We start from the raw sequence: 24,680 nt of genomic DNA on the forward strand, positions 1-24,680 counted from the left end.
CATGGCCGGGAAACGGAGAATCACGCCGCATCTTGACGGGCAGCGCCTTGGCGCCGTTCGCGGCCTGGCGTGGGCCGGCGTCGTTCTCATGGCCGGCGCTGCGCTGTTGTGGTTTCTGGCCGGCGGCCGCGAGGAGTTCGTCGCCGGAACCCAGACGCCGACGTGGCGCGTTCTCGTGCCGGCCGCAGCCTTCTGGCTCGCATGGACCGTCTGGCTTGTGTCCGGAGTGTGGTTCGCCATCAAGATGTTCCGTTCCATCATGGGGCGGCTCGACGACAGCTGGATCCGGCCCGGCGGCGACGGTTCAACCCGAAAACGCGGACAGTAGCTGTCCGCGGGCAGGGGTACATTGGATTCATGAGTCTTGCCCAGGAGATCAACCGTGTCGTCGCGCCCTTCGAGGTCATCAGCGAATTCAAGCCGGCAGGTGACCAGCCGGCCGCTATCGCGGAGCTGACCGAACGGATCAACAACGGCGAGAAAGACGTGGTCCTGCTCGGCGCCACCGGTACGGGCAAGAGTGCCACCACCGCCTGGTTGATCGAACAAGTGCAGCGGCCCACGTTGGTGATGGTCCAAAACAAGACCCTGGCCGCGCAGCTCGCCAACGAGTTCCGGGAGCTGCTGCCCAACAACGCGGTGGAGTACTTCGTTTCCTATTACGACTACTACCAGCCCGAAGCCTACGTTCCCCAGACGGATACCTTCATCGAAAAGGACTCTTCCGTCAATGAGGAGGTCGAGCGGCTGCGGCACTCGGCAACCAACGCGCTGTTGACCCGGCGGGATGTCGTCGTGGTGGCTACCGTGTCCTGCATTTACGGCCTCGGTACCCCGGAGGAATACATCGCCGGGATGGTCACTCTCAGCAAGGGCGCCGAGATGAACCGGGACGATCTCCTGCGCAGGTTCGTCGCCATGCAATACACCCGCAATGACATGGACTTCCACCGCGGCACTTTCCGCGTCCGCGGAGACACCGTGGAAATCATCCCCATGTACGAAGAGCTGGCCCTGCGCATCGAGTTCTTCGGCGACGAGATCGAGAACATTTACACTTTGCATCCGGTCACGGGCGACGTCATCCGCGAGGAAACGGAGATGTACATCTTCCCGGCCTCACACTACGTCGCCGGGCCCGAACGCATGTCCCGCGCCATCACCGCCATCGAAGAAGAGCTCGCGGAACGGCTCAAAGTGCTCGAAGGCCAGAACAAGCTGGTGGAGGCCCAGAGGCTGCGCATGCGCACCACCTACGACCTCGAAATGATGCAGCAAATGGGTTTCTGCAACGGCATCGAGAACTACTCACGCCACATCGATGGCCGCGGCTCCGGCACAGCCCCGCACTGCCTCATCGACTACTTCCCGGACGACTTCCTGCTGGTCATCGACGAATCGCACGTTACGGTTCCACAGATCGGCGCCATGTACGAGGGCGACATGTCGCGAAAGCGCACCCTCGTGGACCACGGCTTCCGGCTTCCTTCCGCCATGGACAACAGGCCGCTCAAATGGGATGAATTCCTGGAGCGGGTGGGCCAGACCGTCTATCTTTCCGCGACCCCCGGCAAGTACGAGCTGGGCAAGGCCGATGGGTTCGTCCAGCAGATCATCCGCCCCACCGGCCTGATCGATCCCGAAGTCATCGTGAAGCCGACCAAGGGCCAGATCGACGACCTCCTTGGCGAAATCCGGACGCGGGTGGAGCGCGACGAACGCGTGTTGGTCACCACGTTGACCAAGCGAATGGCCGAGGACCTCACCGACTACCTGCTGGGCCACGGGGTCAAGGTCCAATACCTGCACTCCGACGTCGACACCCTCCGGCGTGTGGAACTGCTCCGTGAACTCCGCATGGGCAGCTTTGACGTCCTGGTGGGCATCAACCTTCTCCGCGAGGGCCTCGACCTGCCCGAAGTGTCACTTGTCAGCATCCTCGACGCCGACAAGGAGGGTTTCCTCCGATCGGCCACCTCCCTCATCCAGACCATCGGCCGCGCCGCCCGAAACGTCTCAGGCCAGGTCCACATGTACGCCGACCGGATCACGGACTCGATGGCCAAGGCCATCGAGGAAACCAATCGCCGCCGGGAAATCCAGGTCAAATACAACACGGACAACGGTGTCGATCCCCAGCCGTTGCGCAAGAAGATCGCAGATATCACCGATCAGCTTGCCCGCGAAGACGCCGACACCCGCGAGTTGCTGGCCGCAGCCGGAAAGGGCGGCAGGACCGGCAAGGGCAAGGGCGCTTCGAAGGTCCGGCAAGATGGCCTGGCCGCGGCGCCGGCCGAAGACCTGGTGGGTCTGATCGAACAGCTGACCGAGCAGATGCACGCGGCCGCCGCCGAGCTCCAATTTGAGATCGCTGCGAGGATCCGTGACGAGGTGGGCGACCTCAAGCGCGAGCTCCGCCAAATGCAGTCCGCCGGGCACGCTTAGGGTAAAGTTGGGGCTACGTAGGGGAGTATCCCAAGCGCTAAGTCCGTCAACACGCAAGGCACAGACGCCTCGCCGGGCCTAGCGGATTGCCATTTGAGCGTTGTTGCCTTCGGGCATGGAGACGCAGGCAGGTCGGAGAGACTTACGCCGTTTTGGCGTACCTGCGAAAGGCATTTTAGATGCAACTCCCCGCCTGGTTTGAGATCGGCTCTTTCGTCGTTCTCGGAATCATCCTCCTTGTCGACCTTCTCCTGGTGGTCAAGCGTCCGCACGAACCCTCCATGAAGGAAGCAGGCCTCTGGGTCGCTTTCTACGTCACCCTCGCCTTGGTGTTCGCCGGAGCGATGTTCGCTTTTGCCGGCCCGGAGCATGGCAGCCAGTTCATCGCCGGTTGGGTGACCGAATACAGCCTGAGTATCGACAACCTCTTTGTCTTCATCATCATCATGGCGCGGTTCTCGGTGCCCCGTAAGTACCAGCAGGAAGTGCTGATGGTGGGCATCATCATTGCCCTCGTCCTACGGGGTATCTTCATTGCCCTTGGTGCCGTGGTGATTGAGCAGTTCAGTTCGGTCTTCTACATCTTCGGCGCGTTCCTGCTGTGGACCGCGTGGAAGCAGGCCACGGACAACGGCGAAGACGAGGAAGAAACCTCCGAGAATCCGCTTATCGCCCGCATCCGCAAAGTTGTCCCGATGTCGGAGAAGTTCGACGGAGGCAAGCTTCGAACCACGGTCAACGGCAAGAAGCTGTTCACGCCCATGCTGATCGTCTTCGTGACCATCGGCATGACGGACCTCTTGTTCGCCGTGGATTCCATTCCGGCGATCTTCGGACTGACGCAGAGCGCCTTTATCGTCTTCACGGCCAACATCTTCGCCCTCATGGGCCTGCGCCAGCTCTACTTCCTGCTTGGCGGGCTCATGAGCCGGCTGATCTACCTCAAGCACGCACTGTCGGTCATCCTCGCGTTCATCGGCGTGAAGCTGGTCCTGCACGCCATGCACGTCAACGAACTGCCCTTCATCAACGGCGGCCACCATATTGAATGGGCTCCGGAGATCCCGACCTATGTGTCCCTGGCCGTCATCCTCGGCACGATCGTGGTGGCGGTTGTCGCGAGCCTCCTGACCCCGGCCGCCAGCAAGTCCAAGCTGGACGCTCGGCTCGAGGAAGATTCCCGCAAGAGCATGAACAAGGTTTCCGGGCACTAGTTACTACGGAGCCGCTGACAACTGCGGAACGCTTCTGAGCCCCGGTCACTATGGTGGCCGGGGCTCAGTTCGTGCCGCGGGCCATTCCCAGGAGTCGTTTGAAGATTCCTTCCCCGTCTTCGCCGATGCCATCGTGATGAAAGTCCCCTGTGGTCCAGGCCTGCAGTCCGCGCACGGCCGCCGCGGTTTCCATGGAGAGCTGGTAGTCCACATAGATGTCGTCGCGATACACAGCAGCCGCGACGGGCACGGTGTTCGCCTTCAACCGGGACACATCGTAGAGGGGTTTCCAGTCTTGCTTGCCGGCCAACAGCGCTGCCACTTCCTGCAGTGGCACAAGCGCCGGATCCTGTTCGAAATACCAGGGGTAGACCATTTCGCCCGTCAGGAGCGGCTCTGCGGCATCGGGATGGAACTCGGGGAACTCCTCGCGCACCCGCCACGCCGCCCAGTCGGTGGCCTGCCCTTGGCCGTAGATGGACTCGTGCAAAACCGCGTACAGGGGATTCGATGCCCGGGAAACGAGGCCGTGGACCTGTTCCAGAAACGCGTCGGAGAGGCGTTCTCCCCCGGGCGATGGCACGAAAGCATCCTCCAGGAGCGAGTGCAGGGCATCCACACGGGCGTTCCCGCCCAGGAAGGATCCCACCATTTGGAAGCGTTCCGTGGTGAGGCGTTCCCCGCTGGGCAGCCGCTCCTCCGTGGAATCCAGATGCCGCGCGATCCGGGTGACCCGATTGCGGTCCTCCGGATACCACGCGAAGTATTCCGCGTTGCGGTCCGCGACCCGTCGGAAGGTGGCGCGGTAGACGCGTTCGGCGGCACCTTCCAACGGGGCCAGACCTCCCGTGATGAGCACTTCGTTCAAACCTTCGGGCGCGAAGGACAAGTATGTCAGCGCGCAGAAACCGCCGAAGCTCTGGCCAAGGACGGTCCATGGCTCCGAACCCAAGGTCTTCCGGATAAGTTCAGCGTCGGCCACGATCGAGTCGGCACGGAAATGTGTGAGGTAGTCCGCCTGCGCCGCGGCATCGCCCCGGAGCGGCAAGGTGTTGCGGTCTGCCGGGGTGGACAAGCCCGTGCCCCGTTGATCGAGCATCAGGATGCGGAAACTCCTTGCGGCAGCCTTCATCCAGCCGGACAGGGTCGTGGTCCGGGTGCCGCGCCCGCCGGGCCCGCCCTGGAGGTAGAGCAACCACGGCAGCCGGGCCGTGTCCTCCTCCGAGTGCTCGGCGGAGACGAACTCCCGGGCGAAAACGGTGATCGTTTCCGCGTCGCCGGAAGCCGCCATACCTTCCAACGCCCAATGGTCGAGGGGGACCGTGAAGAAGTGCTCGGTGGTGCGGACACCCCGGAATTCGTGCCGTGCCCGGATCGTGTGCGCCGCTCGCTCAGCCACCCGCTCAGCCACGTGCCATGACCTTGTCATCGCTGCCGAATGCGCCCAGCGCTTCGCCGGTCAGCCGGAACGTCGACCAGCCGTCCATGGGCACGGCACCTAGGCTGCGGTAGAAGTTGATGGACGGTTCGTTCCAGTCCAGGACACTCCATTCCACCCGTGCATAACCACGTTCGACGGCGGTGGCCGCCAGATGCTGCAGGAGCGCCTTCCCGTGGCCCTCGCCCCGCGCACCCGGCGTGACGTAGAGGTCCTCGAGATAGATGCCGTGGACGCCTTCCCACGTGGAGTAGTTCAGGAACCACAAGGCGAATCCCTGGACGTCCCCGGCTGCGTTTTCCGCCATGTGCGCGTACACCCGCGGATTCTCGCCGAACAGGGCATCGCCCAGCATTTCCGGCGTGTTCTTCACGGCGTCGGGCTCTTTTTCGTAGACCGCAAGCTCATGGATCATCTGCAGGATCGCGGGTACATCGGACACTGTGGCAGGGCGGATAACACTCATGATTCGAGCTTACTAGGCGCCTAGAGGCGGTTGACGGCCGTCACCCTGACCACAGCGGTGCCGCTCTCGTCGGAGGCTGCCAAGTCCACTTCGGCGGAAACACCCCAGTCATGGTTGCGGGCCGGGTCATCGAAAATCTGCCGCACCCGCCAGATGCCGGGTTCCTCGGTGATCATGAGGAGTCCCGGGCCGCGGGCATCGGGGCCGGTTCCGATGTCGTCGTGTTCGTCGAAGTAGTCGTCCAAAGCGTCTTCCCAGCGCTCCGCATCCCAGCCGCTGCCGGCGTCGAGCTCGCCCAAAGCGGCCGCGTCCTCGTCCGCGAACAGCTCAACACGGCGGAACATTTCGTTGCGGACCATGACCCTGAAGGCGCGGATGTTGGACGTGAGCGACGGCGGTGGGGGAGGCGGAGCGTCGTGCGGCGTCGGAGCCACCCCGGAGGTGAGTTCTTCCCACTCGTCGAGCAGGCTGGAGTCGACTTGGCGGACCAGTTCACCCAGCCAGGCGATGAGGTCCTCGAGGTCTTCGCGGAGCGCGTCCTGCGGCACGGTCTGACGCAAGGCCTTGAAGCCGTCGGCCAAATACCGCAACACGATCCCCTCGGATCGGGCCAGCCCGTAGAACTGGACGAACTCACCGAAATTCATGGCGCGCTCATACATATCGCGGACCACCGACTTGGGAGCAAGCTCAAAGTCGCCCACCCAAGGGGCTGCCTTGCGATACACCTCGAACGCTTCGCCCAGGATCTCCGCGAGGGGCTGCGGGTAGCTCACCTCTTCGAGCATCGCCATGCGCTGGTCGTAATCGATCCCATCGGCCTTCATCGCTGCGACGGCCTCGCCGCGTGCCTTCTTCTGCTGCGCGGAGAGGATCTGGCGGGGCTTCTCGAGGGTCGCTTCGATCACGGACACGACGTCCAAAGCGTACGACGGCGACTCCGGATCCAGGAGCTCGAGCGCGGCAAGGGCAAACGGCGAAAGCGGCTGGTTCAGCGCGAAGTTGGCTTGCAGGTGAACCGTCAGCCGCACGGAACGGCCTTCTTTCTCCTGCTCGGCCTCAGGAATGCGTTCAACCACTCCGGCTGCCAACAGCTCGCGGTAGATACTCAGGGCCTTCTTCATGAGCTGCAGTTGCGCGGGCCGTGCCTCGTGGTTTTCGGTGAGGAGACGGCGGGCAGCGGCGAAAGGATCTCCGGGGCGCTCCATCAAGTTGAGCAGCATTGCATGCGTCACGGTGAAACTCGAGGTCAACGGGTCCGGCACGGACTCCACCAAACGGGTGAAAGTGGGCTGCCCCCAGGAGACGAAGCCTTCCGGCGGCTTCTTCCGCACCACTTGCCGCAGTTTCTTCTGGTCGTCGCCGAACTTTGCGGTGGCTTTTGCCATCGCCTTCGCGTTCTCCACCACGTGTTCGGGAGCCTGCACCACTACCGTTCCGGCAGTGTCATAGCCCGCGCGGCCCGCGCGGCCGGCGATCTGGTGGAACTCCCGGGAGTTCAGCAGGCGGGTGCGAACGCCGTCGTACTTGCTGAGCGCCGTCAGGAGGACTGTGCGGATGGGAACGTTGATCCCGACGCCGAGCGTGTCGGTCCCGCAGATGACCTTCAGGAGCCCTGCCTGTGCCAATTGCTCCACGAGGCGGCGGTACTTCGGCAGCATGCCTGCGTGATGGACGCCGATGCCATGGCGGACCAGCCGGTTCAGGGTCTTGCCGAAGCCGGCGGCGAACCGGAAACCGGCAATCAGCTCGGCGATCTTGTCCTTTTCCTCGCGGGTGCACATGTTGACGCTCATGAGGTTCTGGGCACGCTCGATGGCCTCGACCTGGCTGAAATGCACTACGTACACGGGAACCTGCTTGGTGCTCAGCAGTTCCTCGAGGGTTTCGTGGACCGGCGTTTCCTGGAAGTAATAATGCAGCGGGATGGGCCGTTCGGCCGAACTGACGGTGGTCGTGGACCGTCCGGTGAGTTCGCTCAGGCCGGTCTCGAAGCGGCTGACGTCTCCCAGGGTGGCCGACATCAGCAGGAACTGGGCCTGGGGGAGTTCCAGGAGCGGCACCTGCCACGCCCAACCGCGCTGGGGATCGGAGTAGAAGTGGAATTCGTCCATGATGACAGTGCCGAGCTCGGCTTCCTTGCCTTCGCGCAAAGCGATGTTGGCGAGGATTTCGGCGGTGCAGCAGATGATCGGGGCGTCCTGGTTGACTCCTGAATCACCGGTGATCATGCCGACGTTCTCGGCTCCGAAAATGTCGCAGAGCGCGAAGAACTTTTCGGAGACTAAGGCCTTGATGGGGGCCGTGTAGTAGCTGCGCAAACCCCGGGACATCGCCTCGAAGTGCGCGGCGATCGCCACCAGCGATTTCCCGGAACCGGTGGGGGTAGCGAGGATGACATTGGAGCCGGACGCGAGTTCCATGATGGCCTCGTCCTGGGCTGGATAGAGCTGAAGCCCGCGGCTCTCCGTCCATTCGACGAAGCGGGTATAGATTTCGTCCGGGTCAACGGATCCGTCGCCGGGGAGCTGCTCAAGAAGTTTCATTGCCTTCCAGCTTAGTGTGGGTGGAGCAGACCACGGAGACCGACGATGGAGGATGCAGTGAAGTGGGATCCAGCCAAGTACATCGAGTTCGGCAATCACCGCGACCGGCCGTTTTTTGACCTGACCTCAAGGATCTTGGCGGAGGATCCGCGGCACGTCGTGGATCTGGGCTGCGGCCCGGGAAACTTGACGGCGACCCTCGCGACGCGATGGCCAGGTGCCGCCGTCGTCGGGCTGGATTACTCCGCCGAAATGCTGGCAAGGGCCCAAGTCCTCGCTGCCGCGCAACCGGGCCTTTCGTTCGTCCATGCCGACATTGCGGAGTGGGCACCGGAAGCGGACACCGACGTCGTGGTCAGCAACGCGGCGCTCCAATGGGTGCCAGGGCACTTGACGATGCTCGCCGCTTGGCTGGAAGCGCTGAAACCGGGCGCATGGTTTGCGCTCCAGGTCCCCGGAAACTTCGGCGCGCCTTCCCACGTGCTCATGCGCGAGCTGGCCGCTTCGCCGGAATGGTCCGGAAGGCTCTCCGGTGTGCTCCGCCACGACGATGCCGTCGGGGAGCCGGCCGACTACCTGCGGATCATGCTCGACGCCGGATGCGACGCCGACGCGTGGGAAACCACCTACCAGCAACTACTGCCGGGAGCCGATCCTGTACTGGAGTGGGTGCGGGGGACCGGCCTGCGCCCGGTGCTCGCCGCCCTTCCCGAAGACGAAGCGCGCACCTTCGAAAACCAATACGCAGCCGTGCTCCGCGAGACCTATCCACGGGACCGGCACGGGACAGTGTTTGCCTTCCGCCGGATTTTTGCCGTGGCGCAAAAGCGGGGCTGATCGGGCCCAGCTCCACACGCCTCCGGAAGTGCCGCCATTACAAGGTTTCGCACTGTGATCTGAACTACAATGGCAACGCGATCGCGGGGCGGCATCGTGTGGAATCCGCTGCTCCGGAGGCCAACGATTGGAGGCAGTGTGCTGGCATCCTTGCTGTTGCAGCGCTTGGCCCCCTACAAGTCCCACGTGCTGGCCATTGTTCTCCTGCAGCTGGTCCAGACCGGCGCCACACTCCTCCTGCCCACCCTCAACGCCAAGATCGTTGACGATGGCCTCGTCGCCGGAAACAGCGAGGTGATCCTGCGCTTGGGCGCTTGGATGCTGGTTCTCACGGTCGTCCAGGTGCTTGCCGCCGTGCTGGCCGGTTACCTTGGAGCGATTGTCGCCATGAAGATCGGCCGCGGGCTGCGGCAGGACCTCTTCGACAAGATTCACTCCCTGCCCGACCAGGACGTCGCGGCCTTCGGACCGGCCAGCCTCGTGGTCAGGACCACCAATGACGTCCTGCAACTGCAGAACATCACTGTGCTTGTTTTCAGCATGCTCGTGGCAGCACCCGTCATGGGCATCGGCGGCGTGATCCTGGCAGTCGATCAGGACGTTGCCCTGTCCTGGATCGTTTTCGCCATCGTTCCCGTGTTGCTGGTCATCATGCTGTTGATTGTCCGCAAGCTCGTCCCGCTGTATCGCGAGGGACAAGGCTTGGTGGACCGGATCAACGGCGTGCTCCGAGAACAGATCCTGGGGACCGCGGTCATCCGCGCTTTCGTCCGCCAGCCGTTCGAGATGAAACGGTTCGAGGCCGCCAACGACGCCCTGACAAAGAACAACCTCCGTTCTGCCCGGATAGTCGCTGCCATGCTTCCGCTCGTCATGACCGTGGTCAATCTCTCTTCCGCCGGCGTGGTCTGGCTCGGCGGCCATCGCATTATTGCCGGAGACATGCAGCTGGGTGCGCTGACTGCATTCATCGCGTACATCATGCAGATCCTCCTGGCGATCATGATGGCAATGTACGTGTTGAGCACTGCGCCCCGCGCGGCTGTCAGCGCCGAACGCGTCACCGAGGTGCTCAAGACGGAATCTGAAACGGTCCTGCCGGGAAACACAGCCGATGGGATGGCTGCAGGCACCTCGCAGGCGGAGGGCCTGCGCTTCGACAATGTCGTTTTCGCCTACCCGGGGGCCGAAACGCCCGTGTTGGAAAACATCACCTTCCATGCGGCCCCGGGAACCACGACGGCGGTCATCGGCTCCACGGGAAGCGGCAAGTCGACCATCGTCAGCCTTGTGCCAAGACTGCTTGAGGCGAGCAGCGGCAGCATCTCGCTCGATGGACGGGACATCGCTGGCGTTCCCCTCGGTGCCTTGCGCGACCAGCTCGGCGTCGTGCCCCAGGAGACCTGGCTGTTCCGCGGAACCATCGCCGAGAACCTGCGGATTTCACTACCGTCCGCGACAGATTCGCAATTGTGGCATGCCCTTGAGGCGGCCCAGGCAGCGGATTTCGTCAACGAGTTGCCGCAAGGACTGGAAACCACGTTGTCCCAAGGCGGTGCCGGTCTCTCCGGCGGTCAGCGACAGCGCCTATGCATAGCCCGCGCAATCCTGCGCCCCGCATCTGTCTACCTCTTTGACGACAGCTTCTCGGCGCTGGACACAGTGACGGAAGCAAAGCTCCGTGCAGCGCTTGAACCGGAACTCCGCGGGGCAACCGTCATCATCGTCGCCCAGCGCGTCAACACCGTAGTGTCGGCGGACCAGATACTGCTCATCGACGAGGGCCGCCTGGTGGCAAAGGGAACCCACGACGAACTTCTTGAGTCCTCGGAGACCTACCGGGAAATCGTGGCGTCCCAGCTGGAAACGGAAGAAGCCGCATGAGCAGCGAAGGCGAGCAACTCGCCGCCACAGGGAAACCATCGCGCTCGCTCCTCCGCCTGGTTGGCTTGATGAAGCCCGCCCGCGGAGTCATGACGGCGGCGATCCTGTGCATCTGCGGCTTTGTCACGCTCAATGTCGCCGCCCCCAAAATACTCGGAGACGCCACCGACGTCATCGCGGCTGCCGTGTTCGGCGCGCAGTTCGACACTGGTCGCTTCGTCTTCCTGCTGCTCGTGGCCGCGGCCATGTACTGCGTCACTTCATTGCTCAGCTGGGCGCAGGGCCGCCTCAACGCCCTTGCCGTCCAGCGGCTCGCGTACGAGCTGCGGGAAGCCGTGGAAGCGAAACTGCACCGGCTTCCCGTCGCCTACTACGACGGCCGCTCCCGGGGCGACGTCCTGAGCCGTGCCACGAACGACCTCGACAACGTGTCGCAAACGCTCAACCAACTCCTTTCCCAGCTCTTGACCTCGACGTTGATGGTCATTGGTTCCCTCGGGATGATGCTCCTTCTTTCGCCGCTCCTCGCCGTGGTGTCCCTCTTGGCTGTTCCGGTATCGGCCTTGGCATCGGTTATCGTGACCCGACGCTCGCAGAAACACTTCGTCCGGCAGTGGGAAGCCACGGGAGACGTGAACTCCCTCGTGGAGGAGACAGCCACAGGTCACGAGACCATCAAGCTTTTCAACGCCCAGTCTGCGATGGCGGTCCGCTTCGCTACCCACAACGACGGCCTGTACGCCGCCAGTTCCAAGGCACAGTTCGCTTCGGGGTTGCTGGTACCCCTCATGGCCTTCGTCTCGAACGCCAGCTATGTGGGAGTTGCGATTGTTGGTGCCCTGCAGTTCCTCGCGGGGGCGATGAGCATTGGCGGCATTCAAGCGTTCATCCAATTCAACAGGCTCTTCAGCCAGCCGCTGGGCCAGATCGGCGGAATGGCCCAGGTCCTGCAATCGTGCGCAGTTTCCGCCAGCCGGGTCTTCGAGCTGTTGGACGCCGCGGAATTGACGGGGGAACCGGCGGAACGGGACGCTGGTTCCCGCGCCGACGCCGGTTCGGGGCTTGAGGCAGGGCTTGATCTCCAGTCCGATTCCCCTGCGGGGAGGGTTGCCTTCGAACGCATCTCCTTCAGCTACCGGCCGGATGCGCCCCTGATCGAGGACCTGTCCTTCCACGTGGAACCGGGACAGACCGTTGCTATTGTCGGGCACACCGGAGCGGGGAAGACCACGCTAGTCAGCCTGCTCATGCGTTTCCACGAACTCGGATCCGGAAGGATCACCATCGACGGCGTGGACATCGCCGGCCTGGGACGTGACGCGCTCCGCCGGAATTTCGGCGTCGTTCTCCAGGATCCGTGGATTTTCACTGGCACCATCCGGGAGAACATTGAGTATGGACTTCCGGGCGCCAGCGAAGCAGAGATCGTGGCCGCGGCCGAGGCAAGCCATGTTGACCACTTTGTCCGCTCGCTGCCCAACGGCTACTCAACCATGCTCAGCAACGGAGGCGAACCCCTCAGCCAGGGCCAGAGGCAATTGCTGAGCATCGCGCGCGCAAGGCTCTCGGGCCGCCCCATTCTGATCCTGGACGAGGCGACAAGTTCGGTGGACACCCGCACGGAAGTCCTCATCCGCCAAGCGATGCACCGTCTGCGGAGCAACAAGACCTCATTCGTCATTGCGCACCGCTTGTCCACTATCCGCGACGCTGATCTAATTCTCGTCATGGACCACGGACGGATCGTTGAACACGGCACCCATCATTCGCTGTTGGAGCGCGGCGGGCACTACGCCCGCTTGCACGAAGCACAGTATGCCGCCGGTGGCGGCGAACTCGCCGCGATGCCCGTGAGGTCCGCCAAGCATCGCGCCAGCCAAGGGGAGAGGGAAGCCTCATGAGCCCGCTCGGGTTTCCCGGTTCGTGGCGTCCCAATCAGTCCAGCACCGTCGCACTGTATGAACAGCTTCGGCTCCGGATTATCGAGTTGGCCGACGGCGGCACCCTGGCTGTCGGTACCAAACTTCCCGCGGTGCGCAGCCTGGCTGAACAGTTGGATGTCGCCCCCCACACAGTGGCCCGGGCCTACAAGGAACTTGAAGCTGCGGGAGTGGTTGCAACCCGTGGCCGCAACGGAACAGTCGTGTGTGCCCGGGATGACCGCTGGAGCGCATTGGCAGCGGTCGCCGCGAGTTACTCGGCGGCGGCCAAAGCGCAGGGCGCCAGTTTCGCGGAGGCTGTCCAGCTTCTGGCAGCCGCTTATGACGCCGATTGATACCCATCGGTAGGGTGTGGGAAGCCACATGGAAATTCGAAGAAGTTTTCGATTAGCATTAGTGGGTGCCTAAAGCCGTAGCTGAAGTCCCCGCCGTCGAATCCTTCACAAGCGTTTCCGCGCAGCAACCTTCCACGCCCGTAAGACATGACCTGTCCCGGCTCGTGGTCAAGGGAGCGCGCGAACACAACCTCCGGAACGTCGATCTCGACCTTCCCCGTGACGCCATGATCGTTTTCACCGGTTTGTCGGGTTCAGGTAAGTCATCCTTGGCTTTCGACACCATCTTCGCCGAAGGCCAGCGCCGGTACGTGGAGTCATTGTCGGCCTATGCCCGCCAATTCCTGGGCCAAGTGGACAAGCCGGACGTGGATTTCATCGAGGGTCTTTCCCCGGCAGTCTCCATCGACCAGAAGTCCACCAGCAAGAACCCGCGCTCCACCGTGGGCACCATCACCGAGATCTACGACTACATGCGCCTTCTCTGGGCACGTGTCGGCCGGCCGCATTGTCCGGTGTGCCACGAGCCGATCACGCGCCAGACGCCGCAGCAGATTGTCGACCAGTTGCTGGAGCTCGAATCCGGCACCCGCTTCCAGATCCTCGCTCCCGTGGTCCGTGGACGCAAGGGTGAATTCGTCGAGCTCTTCAAAGAACTCACTGCCAAGGGATACTCGCGTGCCCGGGTGGACGGTGACCTCGTCCAGCTGAGCGATCCGCCCAAGCTCGGCAAGCAATTCAAGCACTCCATTGAAGTGGTTGTGGACCGGTTGGTGGTCAAGGAAGGGATCAGCCAGAGGCTGACCGACTCGATCGAAACCGCGCTCGGACTCGCGGAAGGACGCGTACTTGCCGAGTTCGTGGACCTCGACGCCGAAGACCCCGCCCGGATCCGGGCCTTCTCCGAACACCTTGCCTGCCCCAATGAGCACCCGCTGGCCATCGACGAAATCGAGCCACGCTCCTTCTCCTTCAACAACCCCTTCGGCGCATGTGCCGCGTGCAGCGGTATCGGCACCAAGCTCGAGGTCGACGAAGAATTGGTGGTCCCCAACCCGGAACTTTCCTTGAACCAGGGGGCCATCGCGCCCTGGTCGCTGGGCACGGCCACCACGGAATACTGGAACCGGCTCCTGGAAGGCCTTGCCTTGGAGCTCGACTTCTCCATGGACACGGCGTGGGAGAAACTGCCGCAGGAAGTGCGGCAAACCGTGCTGCATGGCAAGGACCACAAGGTTGTCGTGCAGTACCGCAACAGGTTCGGCCGTGAGCGCAAGTACAGTACGGGCTTCGAGGGCGCCATCCAGTATGTTCACCGCAAGCACGGTGAAACGGACTCCGATTGGGCGCGCGACCGCTACGAGGAGTATATGCGCCAGATTCCTTGCCCTGAATGCAATGGCGCCCGGCTCAACCCGGCATCGCTTTCCGTGCTGATCAACGGCAAGTCCATCGCTGAAGTAGCGGCCCTCCCGATGAGGGACTGCGCCGACTTCCTCGGCAGCCTCACGCTCACTGACCGCGAGGCCCAGATTGCCCATCAGGTCCTCAAGGAGATCCAGGCGCGCCTGACATTCCTCCTGGACGTCGGGCTCGAATACCTGAATCTCGAACGGCCGTCCGGGACTCTGTCCGGTGGCGAAGCCCAGCGCATCCGGCTTGCCACCCAGATCGGCTCCGGCTTGGTGGGCGTGCTGTACGTCCTGGATGAGCCGTCCATCGGGTTGCACCAAAAAGACAACCGCCGCCTCATCGAAACGCTGACCAGGCTTCGGGACCTGGGCAATACGCTGATCGTGGTCGAACACGACGAAGACACCATCCACGAGGCCGACTGGGTAGTGGATATCGGACCCGGCGCCGGCGAGCACGGCGGCCAGGTGGTTCACTCCGGTTCCTATAAGGAGCTTCTGGAAAACCGGAACTCGCTGACTGGTGACTACTTGTCCGGGCGACGCAAGATCGACATCCCGGCGAAGCGGCGCAAGTATGACAAGAAGCGCGAGCTCAAGGTCATCGGCGCACGCGAAAACAACCTGAACAACGTTGACGCGACCTTCCCGCTGGGCCTCTTCACGGCAGTCACGGGCGTCAGCGGTTCAGGGAAGTCCACCCTGGTGAACGAGATCCTTTACAAGGTTCTTGCCAACAAACTCAACGGAGCAAAGCAGGTTGCCGGCCGGCATCGTTCCGTGGCAGGCCTCGAGCACCTCGACAAGGTGGTCCACGTCGACCAGAGTCCCATCGGGCGGACCCCGCGTTCCAACCCCGCCACGTACACCGGCGTGTTCGACAACATCCGGAAGCTTTTCGCGGAAACCACCGAAGCCAAGGTCCGCGGATACCAGCCCGGACGCTTCTCCTTCAACGTCAAGGGCGGCCGCTGCGAGGCGTGCTCCGGTGACGGCACCCTGAAGATCGAGATGAACTTCCTGCCGGACGTCTACGTTCCCTGCGAGGTTTGCCACGGTGCCAGGTACAACCGGGAGACCCTGGAAGTCCATTACAAGGGCAAGACCATCGCGGACGTCCTCAACATGCCCATCGAGGAGGGTGCCGAGTTCTTTGCCGCCTTCACCCCCATCGCCCGGCATTTGAACACCCTCGTCGACGTCGGTCTCGGCTATGTCCGGCTCGGACAGCCCGCCACCACGCTTTCAGGTGGCGAGGCGCAGCGCGTGAAGCTGGCGTCGGAACTGCAGAAGCGTTCGAATGGCCGGAGCGTATACGTCTTGGACGAGCCCACCACGGGCCTCCATTTCGAGGACATCCGCAAATTGCTCATGGTGCTCCAGGGCCTCGTGGACAAGGGCAACACGGTCATCACCATTGAACACAACCTCGACGTCATCAAATCCGCCGACTGGATCGTGGACCTTGGCCCCAATGGCGGTTCGGGCGGCGGGCGCATCGTGGCAACGGGCACGCCCGAACAGGTTGCAAAGTCCACGGAAAGCCACACCGCTGCCTTCCTGGCGGAGATTCTCGGCTAGTCCTGCGGGAACGGCCGGGGAATATTTCGCTTGAAGCCGAAGTATTCCCTGGCCGGCATGTGAGTTTCAGGCATGCCTCAACTCGTGAGAAACTAACCCGGTGACTCAAACAATGGTGCCCGTAATCTTTGATCTGGACGGCACCCTTGTCGATCCTGCAGGTGGCATAACCGGCGGCATCGCCGCGGCCCTGCGCGAAATGGGCCTCCGTGTCCCGGAACAAGCAGTGCTGGACTCCATGGTCGGGCCCAAGCTCAGCGACTCCCTGGAGCACATTGCCGGGGTTCCCGCGGCAAAAGTCGACGAAGTCATTGGCCTTTACCGTGGTTACTACCGTTCTGTGGGAATCGGCCAAAGCCGGCTCTATCCCGGTATCCGTGAGCTCCTGGAGTTCTTCGCGGAGTCGCGGCGGCCGGTTGCCGTGGCCACCCAGAAACCCCAGGGCTTGGCGCACGTCGTGTTGGAGCACCACGGCATTGCCGATTTCTTTGCTTCCATTTGCGGTGCCGCGGACGATGAATCAATGGCCGCCAACACAGCTCCGGGCAAAGTGGCAATTGTTGGTGCGGCGCTGGCCACGTTGCGTTCCCAGCCCGCGGTGATGGTCGGGGACCGCCATCAGGATGTTGCCGGTGCGATGGCCAATGGCCTTGACTGCATCGGGGTCAGTTGGGGATTTGCGCCCGACGGCGAACTTCAGGAGGCAGGCGCCGTCGCCGTCGTGGACACCGCGGAGCAGCTGCTGAAGAAGATCGAAGAACTTGACGCTGTCCGCGCGGCGGCCCTGAGCGAGGTGCAGAACGATGGAAGCCTTTGATGTCATCCGCTGGACCACGCGCGGACTGATTTCCAGCACCTGCCGGCCCACGGTCATCGGGCTGGAAAACGTGCCCAAGGAAGGGCCCTTCATTGTGGCCCCGAACCATTTGTCCTTTCTGGACAGCGTGATTGTCCAGGCCTTGATGCCGCGCCCGGTGGGCTTCTTCGCCAAGGCCGAGTACTTCACCACCAAAGGCTTCAAAGGCCGCGCGATGAAGGCGTTCTTCGAGGCTGTCGGATCCATTCCGGTGGAACGCGGAGAGCAGGCGGCCAGTGTGCAGGCCCTCAAGACCCTCCTGGACATCCTGGAGAACGGCCGGGGCATCGGCATCTATCCGGAGGGGACCCGCTCCCGCGACGGCTTGCTGTACCGCGGGCGCACCGGGGTCGGCTGGCTTGCCCTGACCACGGGGGCACCCGTCGTGCCGGTTGGCCTTATCGGCACGGACAAGCTGCAGCCGGTGGACCGCAACACTGTCCGCCCGCAGCATTTCACCATGAAGGTGGGCGAGCCGCTGTACTTCGAGAAGACAGGCCCCGACCATTCCCTGCCTGCACGGCGCGAAGTGACGGACAAGATCATGGATGCCATTGCGGTATTGAGCGGCCAGGAACGTTCCACCAGCTACAACCAGAGCAAATCCGCGGGGTAACTCTCCGCGAAGCCGGTGCGTACAGGGTGACGTCTTTCCCTTACTAGACTGGATCTGTGGCAGATCCAGCGAGTTATCGACCCCAGGCGGGAGAAATCCCCACCACCCCCGGTGTCTATCGGTTCCGGGATCCACACGGCCGTGTCATCTACGTGGGCAAGGCGAAGAACCTCCGCTCCCGGTTGAACTCATACTTCGCCAACCCTGCGGGCTTGCTGCCGAAGACGCATGCGATGGTGCACGCGGCCAGTAGCGTCGAGTGGACCATGGTGGGCAGCGAGCTTGAGTCGCTTCAGCTCGAATACACCTGGATCAAGGAATTCAAGCCCCGCTTCAACGTCGTCTTCCGCGATGACAAGACTTATCCGTACCTTGCCGTGAGCATGGGGGAGAAGCTCCCCCGGGTCCAGGTCATGCGCGGGGAGCGCCGCAAGGGAACCCGCTACTTCGGACCATATACGGCCGGCGCCATCCGCGAAACCATGGACACCTTGTTGCGGGTCTTTCCGGTCCGTAGCTGCAGTCCCGGCGTGCTGAAGCGCGCCCAGGCCAGTGGCCGGCCATGCTTGCTCGGCTACATCGACAAATGCTCGGCCCCGTGTGTCGGGCGTGTCACCGCCGAAGAGCACCGGGCCATCGCCGAAGACTTCTGCTCGTTCATGGGCGGCGAAGCGAAACGCTTCATCACCCGCCTCGAAAAGGACATGGGCGCCGCCGTCGCCGAACTGGACTACGAGCGGGCCGCGCGGCTCCGGGATGACATCATCGCCCTCCGCAAAGTGTTCGAGCGCAACGCCGTGGTGCTTTCCGAAGACACCGACGCGGACGTCTTCGCCCTGCACGACGACGACCTCGAGGCGTCCGTGCAGGTATTCCACGTCAGGGGTGGCCGGGTGCGCGGCCAGCGGGGCTGGGTCGTGGAAAAGGTCGAAGACGCCACCACTCCAGAGCTCATCGAGCACCTGCTGCAACAGGTCTACGGAGAGGATAGCGACAACCAGGGCCGTATTCCGCGCGAAGTCCTCGTGCCGGAGATTCCGAGCAACCATCACGAACTGCTGGAATGGCTCGGTGGCCTCAGGGGCGCCAAGGTGGATATCCGGGTGCCGCAGCGCGGTGACAAGGCCGCCCTCATGTCCACCGTCCGAGAAAATGCCGAGCAGGCCCTGAAGCTCCACAAAGTCCGGCGCGCCGGCGATATCACCGTCCGCTCGCAGGCGCTGCAGGAACTGCAGGAAGCCCTCGAGCTTCCCGTGCCGCTGCTCCGGATCGAGTGCTACGACATTTCCCATGTGCAGGGCACCAACGTGGTTGCATCCATGGTGGTGGTGGAGGACGGCCTCCCCAAGAAGGCCGACTACCGGAAGTTCTCCATCACCGGCGCGGCGGCAACAGACGATACCGCTGCGATGCACGACGTCCTTACGAGGCGCTTCAGGCACTACTTGCAGGATAAATCCGCCCAGCTTCCCAAGAGCGGAGAAGTTCCGAACCCCGGTGTCGGGGAGCCGCCGTCGTCGTCGGACGATGCTGCCCTCACGGGAGCCAAGGCGAGATTCGCCTATCCGCCCAACCTCGTGGTCGTCGACGGCGGGCAGCCCCAGGTGAATGCGGCCGCGCGGGCACTCGCGGAACTGGGGATCGACGACGTCTACGTCGTGGGCCTCGCCAAGCGGCTCGAAGAAGTCTGGCTGCCGGACAGCGACTTCCCGGTGATTCTGCCCCGCACTTCGCAGGGACTCTACTTGCTCCAGCGCATCCGCGACGAGGCCCACCGTTTCGCCATCACCTTCCACCGGCAGAAGCGTGGAAAGGCCATGACGGTGTCCGCGCTCGACGGCGTTCCCGGCCTCGGCGAAGCAAAACGGAAGGCGCTCGTGGCGCATTTCGGCTCCCTCAAGAAAATCAAGGCAGCGACGGCACTCGAACTCACAGCCGCGAAGGGGATCGGCCCGGCATTGGCGGAAGCCGTCGTCAGCCATCTGGCGGCGGCGGGCGCCTCGGGCGAGGCCGCTCCGGCCATGAACATGACCACCGGCGAAATCCTTGAAACTTAGCTAGGGTAATAGGCGGACCCCTCCTGAAGAGGTCCGCCTTTGGACCATCCCAGAAACTTTGGACCATCTCAGAACGGGGAAACTTGATGTCAGAGCCAACAGCAGGATCCGGCGCGGAGCAGGACGGTCTCGTACCCGTCAAGCCTGTCGAAGCGGAACTGCTGGTGGTGACCGGCATGTCCGGAGCAGGCCGCAGCACAGCGTCGGACGCCCTGGAGGACCACGGCTGGTACGTCGTCGAAAACCTCCCGCCGCAGATGCTGGGCACGCTGGCGGAAATCGTCTCGCACGCGCCCCAGTCCATCCCGAAGCTTGCCGTCGTCGTGGACGTGCGCAGCAAAGGCCTCTTCACCGATATCAGGACGGCGCTCGGCGCCCTCAGCGCCAGCGGAATCACCTTCCGCGTCCTCTTCCTCGATGCCAGCGACAACGTCCTGGTACGGCGCTTTGAGCAGGGCCGCCGCCCGCACCCGCTCCAAGGCGGTGGACGGATCCTGGACGGCATCGCGGCGGAACGCGACGTCCTGAAGGAACTCCGCGAATCGGCCGACGTCGTCCTGGACACGAGCACATACAACGTCCACGGACTGGCGACAGCCATCACCGAACTTTTCACCGACACAGGCCCTGTGGCACTGCGCTTGAACGTCATGAGCTTCGGCTTCAAATACGGCCTCCCCGTGGACGCCAACTTCGTGGCGGATGCGCGCTTCATCCCCAACCCGCACTGGGTTCCGCAATTGCGACCGCACACGGGGCTCGACGCCGATGTGAGCGACTATGTGCTGGGGGCCGCGGGCGTGAAGGACTTCGTTGACCGCTACGTCCTTGCCTTGGAGCCTGTCCTCGATGGCTATCGGACGGAAAACAAGCACTACGCCACCATTGCTGTCGGTTGCACAGGCGGCAAGCACCGTTCAGTCGCGGTCGCCGTCGAACTCTCCAAACGGCTCGCGCAATATCCTCGCGTCACTGTCACCACAAGCCACCGCGATCTGGGTCGCGAGTAATGGGGGTCCTTACCGGACCCCTGCCGCTGGTTCCACCGAAGGGCACCCCAGGCAGCCAACCTGCCAAAGGCCCCACAGTAGTGGCACTCGGCGGCGGACACGGGCTTTCCGCATCATTGTCGGCGTTGCGGCTGCTGACCTCGGAGCTCACCGCGATTGTCACGGTTGCCGACGACGGCGGATCCTCCGGGCGGCTGCGCGAAGAGTACGGCGTCCTTCCGCCCGGCGATCTTCGAATGGCGCTGAGCGCCCTTTGTGACGACACGGATTGGGGGCGCACCTGGCGGGACGTCATGCAGCATCGCTTCAAGACCCCGAGCGGTCGCCAAGGTTCCTTGGACGACCATGCCATGGGGAACCTGCTCATTGTCACCCTCTGGGAGCTTCTGGGCGACGCCGTCGCGGGACTGAAATGGGCGGGCGCGCTCCTAGGTGCCCGCGGCCAGGTTCTTCCGATGTCCACCCAGCCACTGAACATCGAGGGTGACGTCAGGGTGCCCTTGCCCGGGGGTGGGTACGAGTTCCAGGCCGTCAAGGGCCAGGCCAAGTGCGCCGTTGCCGGATCCCTCGAAAACGTCAGGCTCTTTCCGGAGGACGCGCACGCCTGCATCGAAGCGCTGACGGCCATCGAGCTCGCGGACTGGATCATTCTGGGTCCCGGCTCCTGGTACACGTCCGTGTTGCCGCATTTGCTGCTGCCCGAAATGCGCCAGGCCTTGTGCGACACTCCTGCCAAACGCTGCCTCACCATGAACCTCGCCATGGACACCAAGGAAACCTCCGGGATGTCCGCCGCGGACCATCTGGATGCCTTGCGACACTACGCGCCGGAGTTCAGCGTGGACGTCGTCCTGGCCGATCCCTCCTCGATATCGGACCTCAAGGAATTCGAACGGGCTGCCGGGATGATCGGTGCGGAGGTGGTCTTGGGTAAAGTGGGGGCGTCGAGCCGCCGTCCAGTCCATGACCCGCTGCGTCTGGCATCGGCGTATCACGATATCTTCGGGAATAGTTAGGAACATGCGATGGCACTGACCGCATCGGTCAAGGAAGAACTTTCCCGGCTGGACATCAAGAAGTCGTCCGTCCGCAAGGCCGAAGTTTCGGCCATGCTGCGCTTCGCCGGCGGACTGCACATCATTTCGGGCCGAATCGTCATCGAGGCAGAGGTGGATCTCGCCTCCACTGCACGAAGGCTGCGCGCCGCGATCGCCGAAGTCTACGGGCACCAGAGCGAGATCATCGTCGTCTCCGGTGGTGGCCTCCGGCGCGGTAGCCGCTATGTTGTCCGCGTAGTGCGCGACGGCGAAGCCCTGGCCCGCCAGACCGGCCTCCTGGATGGCCGCGGACGGCCCGTACGTGGCCTGCCGTCCGCCGTCGTCAACGGTTCGGCGTCCGACGCGGAGGCCGTGTGGCGCGGCGCCTTCTTGGCTCACGGTTCCCTCACCGAACCCGGCCGGTCCTCTTCGCTTGAGGTCACGTGTCCCGGGCCGGAATCTGCGCTTGCCTTGGTTGGGGCTGCCCGGCGCCTCGGCATCCAGGCCAAGGCCCGGGAAGTGCGTGGCGTGGATCGCGTGGTTATCCGTGACGGCGACACCATCGCCGCGCTGCTCACCCGGATGGGTGCCCATGACGCCCTCATGGTGTGGGAAGAACGCCGCATGCGGAAGGAAGTCCGTGCCACGGCCAACCGCCTCGCGAACTTCGACGACGCCAACCTGCGCCGCTCGGCCCAGGCCGCCGTCGCGGCCGGCGCCCGGGTGGACAGGGCCTTGGAAATCCTGGGCGACGACGTTCCGGACCACCTTAAGTACGCCGGTGAACTCCGCGTGGCGCACAAGCAGGCCAGCCTCGATGAACTGGGCCGGCTTGCCGATCCGCCCATGACCAAGGACGCCATCGCCGGGAGGATCCGCAGGCTGTTGGCCATGGCGGACAAGCGGGCCGGGGATCTGGGCATCCCGGGCACCGAGGCAAATGTGACCCCCGAAATGATGGACGAATAAAGCCCTCGCCCTAGAATCGTCAGGGTGTAGATTTCCGGCCGGTTCGCCGGTCGGATGAACAAAACGAGAGTTACCAACCGGACCCCGGTCCACTACATTGGAGGATTTCGTGACAGAGTACGTACTGCCCGAGCTCGGCTACGACTACGCAGCACTTGAGCCGCACATTTCGGCGAAGATCATGGAGCTGCACCACAGCAAGCACCACGCTGCCTATGTAGCAGGCGCCAACAACGCTTTGGCCCAGCTGGCCGAGGCCCGCGACAAGGGCGACTTCGCCAACATCAACCGCCTCTCCAAGGACCTCGCGTTCCACACGGGCGGCCACATCAACCACTCCGTCTTCTGGAACAACATCTCCCCGGACGGCGGCGACAAGCCTGAGGGCGAGCTGGCGGCAGCCATCGACGACGCCTTCGGCTCCTTCGATGCATTCCGTGCACAGTTCTCCGCAGCCGCGCTCGGCCTGCAGGGATCCGGCTGGGGCTTCCTCGCCTACGAGCCCATCGGCGGCAACCTCCTCATCGAGCAGCTCTACGACCAGCAGGGCAACGTCGCAGTGGGCACCACGCCCCTGCTCATGCTGGACATGTGGGAGCACGCTTTCTACCTGGATTACGTGAACGTCAAGGCTGACTATGTCAAGGCTTTCTGGAACATCGTCAACTGGGCCGACGTCGCAAAGCGCTTCGAGGCGGCCCGCGCGAACGCCACTGGACTGATCGTTCTCTAGGGAACTCCGCCTCGAATCGGTGAGTGACGCGGAATACACAGGGATGTAACAAACTTCACATTCAGGTGAATTTCGCCCAAATACCGGATTGTCTGCCCCCGCAGTTGCGGGGGCAGACGTAGTTAAACGTAAGATGGGTCACGGAAGGCGGTTAGCCTTCAGCAACGTGGCTGGTCGCCCTCCGATCTGATAATCACTTCTGCCCAATGATGTGCGGGAATTGTTAGTTGGAATCAAGATCCGACTCACTAGGTGTGCTTGCAAGAGCACCAAGGAGACTGAAATAGTGACCACCCGTATTGGTATCAACGGCTTTGGCCGCATCGGCCGCAACTACTTCCGCGCAGCACTCGCCCAGGGTGCAGACCTCGAAATTGTTGCGGTCAACGACCTCACGAGTCCCGAGGCACTTGCCCACCTTTTGAAGTACGACTCCGTCGGCGGCCGCCTGACCGAGTCCGTCGAAGTCAAAGAGGGCAACCTCATCGTCGACGGCAACATCATCAAGGTCCTTGCAGAGCGCGATCCTGCGAACCTCCCCTGGGCCGAACTGGGCGTCGACATCGTCATCGAGTCCACCGGCTTCTTCACCAAGGCCGCCGCGGCACAGAAGCACATCGATGCAGGTGCCAAGAAGGTCCTGATCTCCGCTCCGGCTTCGGACGAAGACATCACCATCGTCATGGGCGTCAACCACGAGCTCTACGACCCCGCAGCACACCACATCATTTCCAACGCTTCCTGCACCACCAACTGCCTCGGTCCGCTGGCCAAGGTCGTCAACGACGCCTTCGGCATCGAGCGCGGCCTCATGACCACGGTCCACGCCTACACGGCAGACCAGAACCTGCAGGACGGCCCCCACAGCGACCTTCGCCGTGCCCGCGCCGCAGCGATCAACATGGTCCCCACCTCCACGGGTGCCGCCAAGGCCATCGGCCTCGTCCTTCCGGAGCTCAAGGGCAAGCTGGACGGCTACGCCATCCGCGTTCCGGTCCCCACGGGTTCCGCCACGGACCTGACCGTCACGGTTTCCCGCGAAGTGACCGTTGAGGAAGTCAACGCTGCACTCAAGGCAGCTTCGGAGACCGAGCAGTTCAAGGGCATCCTGAGCTACACGGCAGACCCGATCGTCTCTTCGGACATCGTCGGCGACCCCTCTTCTTCGATCTTCGACTCCGGCCTCACCAAGGTCATCGGCAACCAGGTCAAGGTTGTTTCCTGGTATGACAACGAATGGGGCTACTCCAACCGCCTCGTTGACCTCACGGAGCTCGTCGCATCCAAGCTGGGCTAGGGTAGAC

Annotated in this window: 19 protein-coding genes; 16 read left to right on the forward strand and 3 right to left on the reverse strand. The window is 63.3% G+C overall.

The window, feature by feature from the left end; genetic code table 11:
- The first annotated feature begins 1 nt into the window (after nucleotide 1).
- The 3 genes from AC1DJW_RS08310 to AC1DJW_RS08320 all read left to right on the forward strand — a co-directional run bounded on the left by AC1DJW_RS08310 (nucleotide 2) and on the right by AC1DJW_RS08320 (nucleotide 3,659).
- On the forward strand, nucleotides 2-328 hold the full coding sequence (locus AC1DJW_RS08310) for a hypothetical protein (RefSeq protein WP_476901128.1): 327 nt from the start codon (nucleotides 2-4) through the stop codon (nucleotides 326-328).
- Nucleotides 329-357: 29 nt separating this feature from the next.
- The gene (uvrB, locus tag AC1DJW_RS08315) at nucleotides 358-2,445 is read left to right on the forward strand and encodes an excinuclease ABC subunit UvrB (protein ID WP_390277568.1); all 2,088 of its coding nucleotides are present in this window, start codon (nucleotides 358-360) and stop codon (nucleotides 2,443-2,445) included.
- A 179-nt stretch (nucleotides 2,446-2,624) separates the two neighbouring features.
- Entirely contained in the window at nucleotides 2,625-3,659 is a 1,035-nt protein-coding gene (locus AC1DJW_RS08320; protein WP_476901129.1) for a TerC family protein, read from the forward strand.
- Nucleotides 3,660-3,723: 64 nt separating this feature from the next.
- Here AC1DJW_RS08320 and AC1DJW_RS08325 read toward each other — a convergent pair whose 3' ends face one another.
- From AC1DJW_RS08325 to AC1DJW_RS08335, 3 genes are read right to left on the reverse strand one after another with little or no spacing between them, the layout of a single operon-like run.
- A complete protein-coding gene (locus AC1DJW_RS08325; protein WP_476901130.1) occupies nucleotides 3,724-5,070 on the reverse strand; it encodes an alpha/beta fold hydrolase in 1,347 nt (448 codons plus the stop codon).
- Nucleotides 5,063-5,563, reverse strand: coding sequence for an N-acetyltransferase family protein (locus tag AC1DJW_RS08330; RefSeq protein ID WP_476901131.1), 501 nt, complete (start codon nucleotides 5,561-5,563; stop codon nucleotides 5,063-5,065). The genes AC1DJW_RS08325 and AC1DJW_RS08330 overlap by 8 nt, the downstream gene beginning before the upstream one ends.
- A 20-nt stretch (nucleotides 5,564-5,583) precedes the next feature.
- Entirely contained in the window at nucleotides 5,584-8,109 is a 2,526-nt protein-coding gene (locus tag AC1DJW_RS08335) for a DEAD/DEAH box helicase (RefSeq protein ID WP_459340491.1), read from the reverse strand.
- A 57-nt stretch (nucleotides 8,110-8,166) separates the two neighbouring features.
- On the opposite strand from AC1DJW_RS08335, the gene AC1DJW_RS08340 reads away from it, so the two are divergent.
- The 13 genes from AC1DJW_RS08340 (at nucleotide 8,167) to gap (ending at nucleotide 24,673) form a co-directional block, all read left to right on the forward strand.
- A complete protein-coding gene (locus AC1DJW_RS08340; protein ID WP_476901132.1) occupies nucleotides 8,167-8,946 on the forward strand; it encodes a trans-aconitate 2-methyltransferase in 780 nt (259 codons plus the stop codon).
- 69 nt (nucleotides 8,947-9,015) lie between these two features.
- A complete protein-coding gene (locus AC1DJW_RS08345) occupies nucleotides 9,016-10,830 on the forward strand; it encodes an ABC transporter ATP-binding protein (protein ID WP_476901133.1) in 1,815 nt (604 codons plus the stop codon).
- Nucleotides 10,827-12,731: an ABC transporter ATP-binding protein gene (locus tag AC1DJW_RS08350; protein WP_284752766.1), complete on the forward strand. Its 1,905-nt coding sequence runs from the start codon at nucleotides 10,827-10,829 to the stop codon at nucleotides 12,729-12,731. The genes AC1DJW_RS08345 and AC1DJW_RS08350 overlap by 4 nt, the downstream gene beginning before the upstream one ends.
- Nucleotides 12,728-13,105 carry a GntR family transcriptional regulator gene (locus AC1DJW_RS08355; protein WP_284752767.1) on the forward strand — a complete coding sequence of 126 codons (378 nt, stop codon included), beginning with the start codon at nucleotides 12,728-12,730 and terminating at the stop codon, nucleotides 13,103-13,105. The genes AC1DJW_RS08350 and AC1DJW_RS08355 overlap by 4 nt, the downstream gene beginning before the upstream one ends.
- Before the next feature lie 65 nt (nucleotides 13,106-13,170).
- The gene (uvrA, locus tag AC1DJW_RS08360; protein ID WP_459340493.1) at nucleotides 13,171-16,098 is read left to right on the forward strand and encodes an excinuclease ABC subunit UvrA; all 2,928 of its coding nucleotides are present in this window, start codon (nucleotides 13,171-13,173) and stop codon (nucleotides 16,096-16,098) included.
- 100 nt (nucleotides 16,099-16,198) lie between these two features.
- Entirely contained in the window at nucleotides 16,199-16,915 is a 717-nt protein-coding gene (locus AC1DJW_RS08365) for an HAD hydrolase-like protein (protein WP_476901134.1), read from the forward strand.
- Nucleotides 16,902-17,570, forward strand: coding sequence for a lysophospholipid acyltransferase family protein (locus AC1DJW_RS08370; protein ID WP_284752770.1), 669 nt, complete (start codon nucleotides 16,902-16,904; stop codon nucleotides 17,568-17,570). Before AC1DJW_RS08365 ends, AC1DJW_RS08370 begins: the two co-directional genes overlap by 14 nt.
- A gap of 56 nt (nucleotides 17,571-17,626) precedes the next feature.
- Nucleotides 17,627-19,627, forward strand: a complete 2,001-nt coding sequence (gene uvrC, locus AC1DJW_RS08375) for an excinuclease ABC subunit UvrC (protein ID WP_476901135.1) — start codon at nucleotides 17,627-17,629, stop codon at nucleotides 19,625-19,627.
- A gap of 86 nt (nucleotides 19,628-19,713) precedes the next feature.
- Entirely contained in the window at nucleotides 19,714-20,637 is a 924-nt protein-coding gene (gene rapZ, locus AC1DJW_RS08380; protein ID WP_284752772.1) for an RNase adapter RapZ, read from the forward strand.
- Nucleotides 20,637-21,653, forward strand: a complete 1,017-nt coding sequence (locus tag AC1DJW_RS08385) for a gluconeogenesis factor YvcK family protein (RefSeq protein WP_284752773.1) — start codon at nucleotides 20,637-20,639, stop codon at nucleotides 21,651-21,653. The genes rapZ and AC1DJW_RS08385 overlap by 1 nt, the downstream gene beginning before the upstream one ends.
- 9 nt (nucleotides 21,654-21,662) lie before the next feature.
- Nucleotides 21,663-22,643 (forward strand): DNA-binding protein WhiA, encoded by a 981-nt coding sequence (gene whiA, locus AC1DJW_RS08390; protein ID WP_133202987.1) that lies wholly within the window; start codon nucleotides 21,663-21,665, stop codon nucleotides 22,641-22,643.
- 109 nt (nucleotides 22,644-22,752) lie between these two features.
- A complete protein-coding gene (locus tag AC1DJW_RS08395; RefSeq protein WP_059389282.1) occupies nucleotides 22,753-23,376 on the forward strand; it encodes a superoxide dismutase in 624 nt (207 codons plus the stop codon).
- A gap of 286 nt (nucleotides 23,377-23,662) precedes the next feature.
- Nucleotides 23,663-24,673 carry a type I glyceraldehyde-3-phosphate dehydrogenase gene (gene gap / locus AC1DJW_RS08400; RefSeq protein WP_284752774.1) on the forward strand — a complete coding sequence of 337 codons (1,011 nt, stop codon included), beginning with the start codon at nucleotides 23,663-23,665 and terminating at the stop codon, nucleotides 24,671-24,673.
- The last annotated feature ends 7 nt before the right edge of the window (nucleotides 24,674-24,680 follow it).

This window comes from Arthrobacter sp. 05L417 (genome assembly GCF_056397865.1).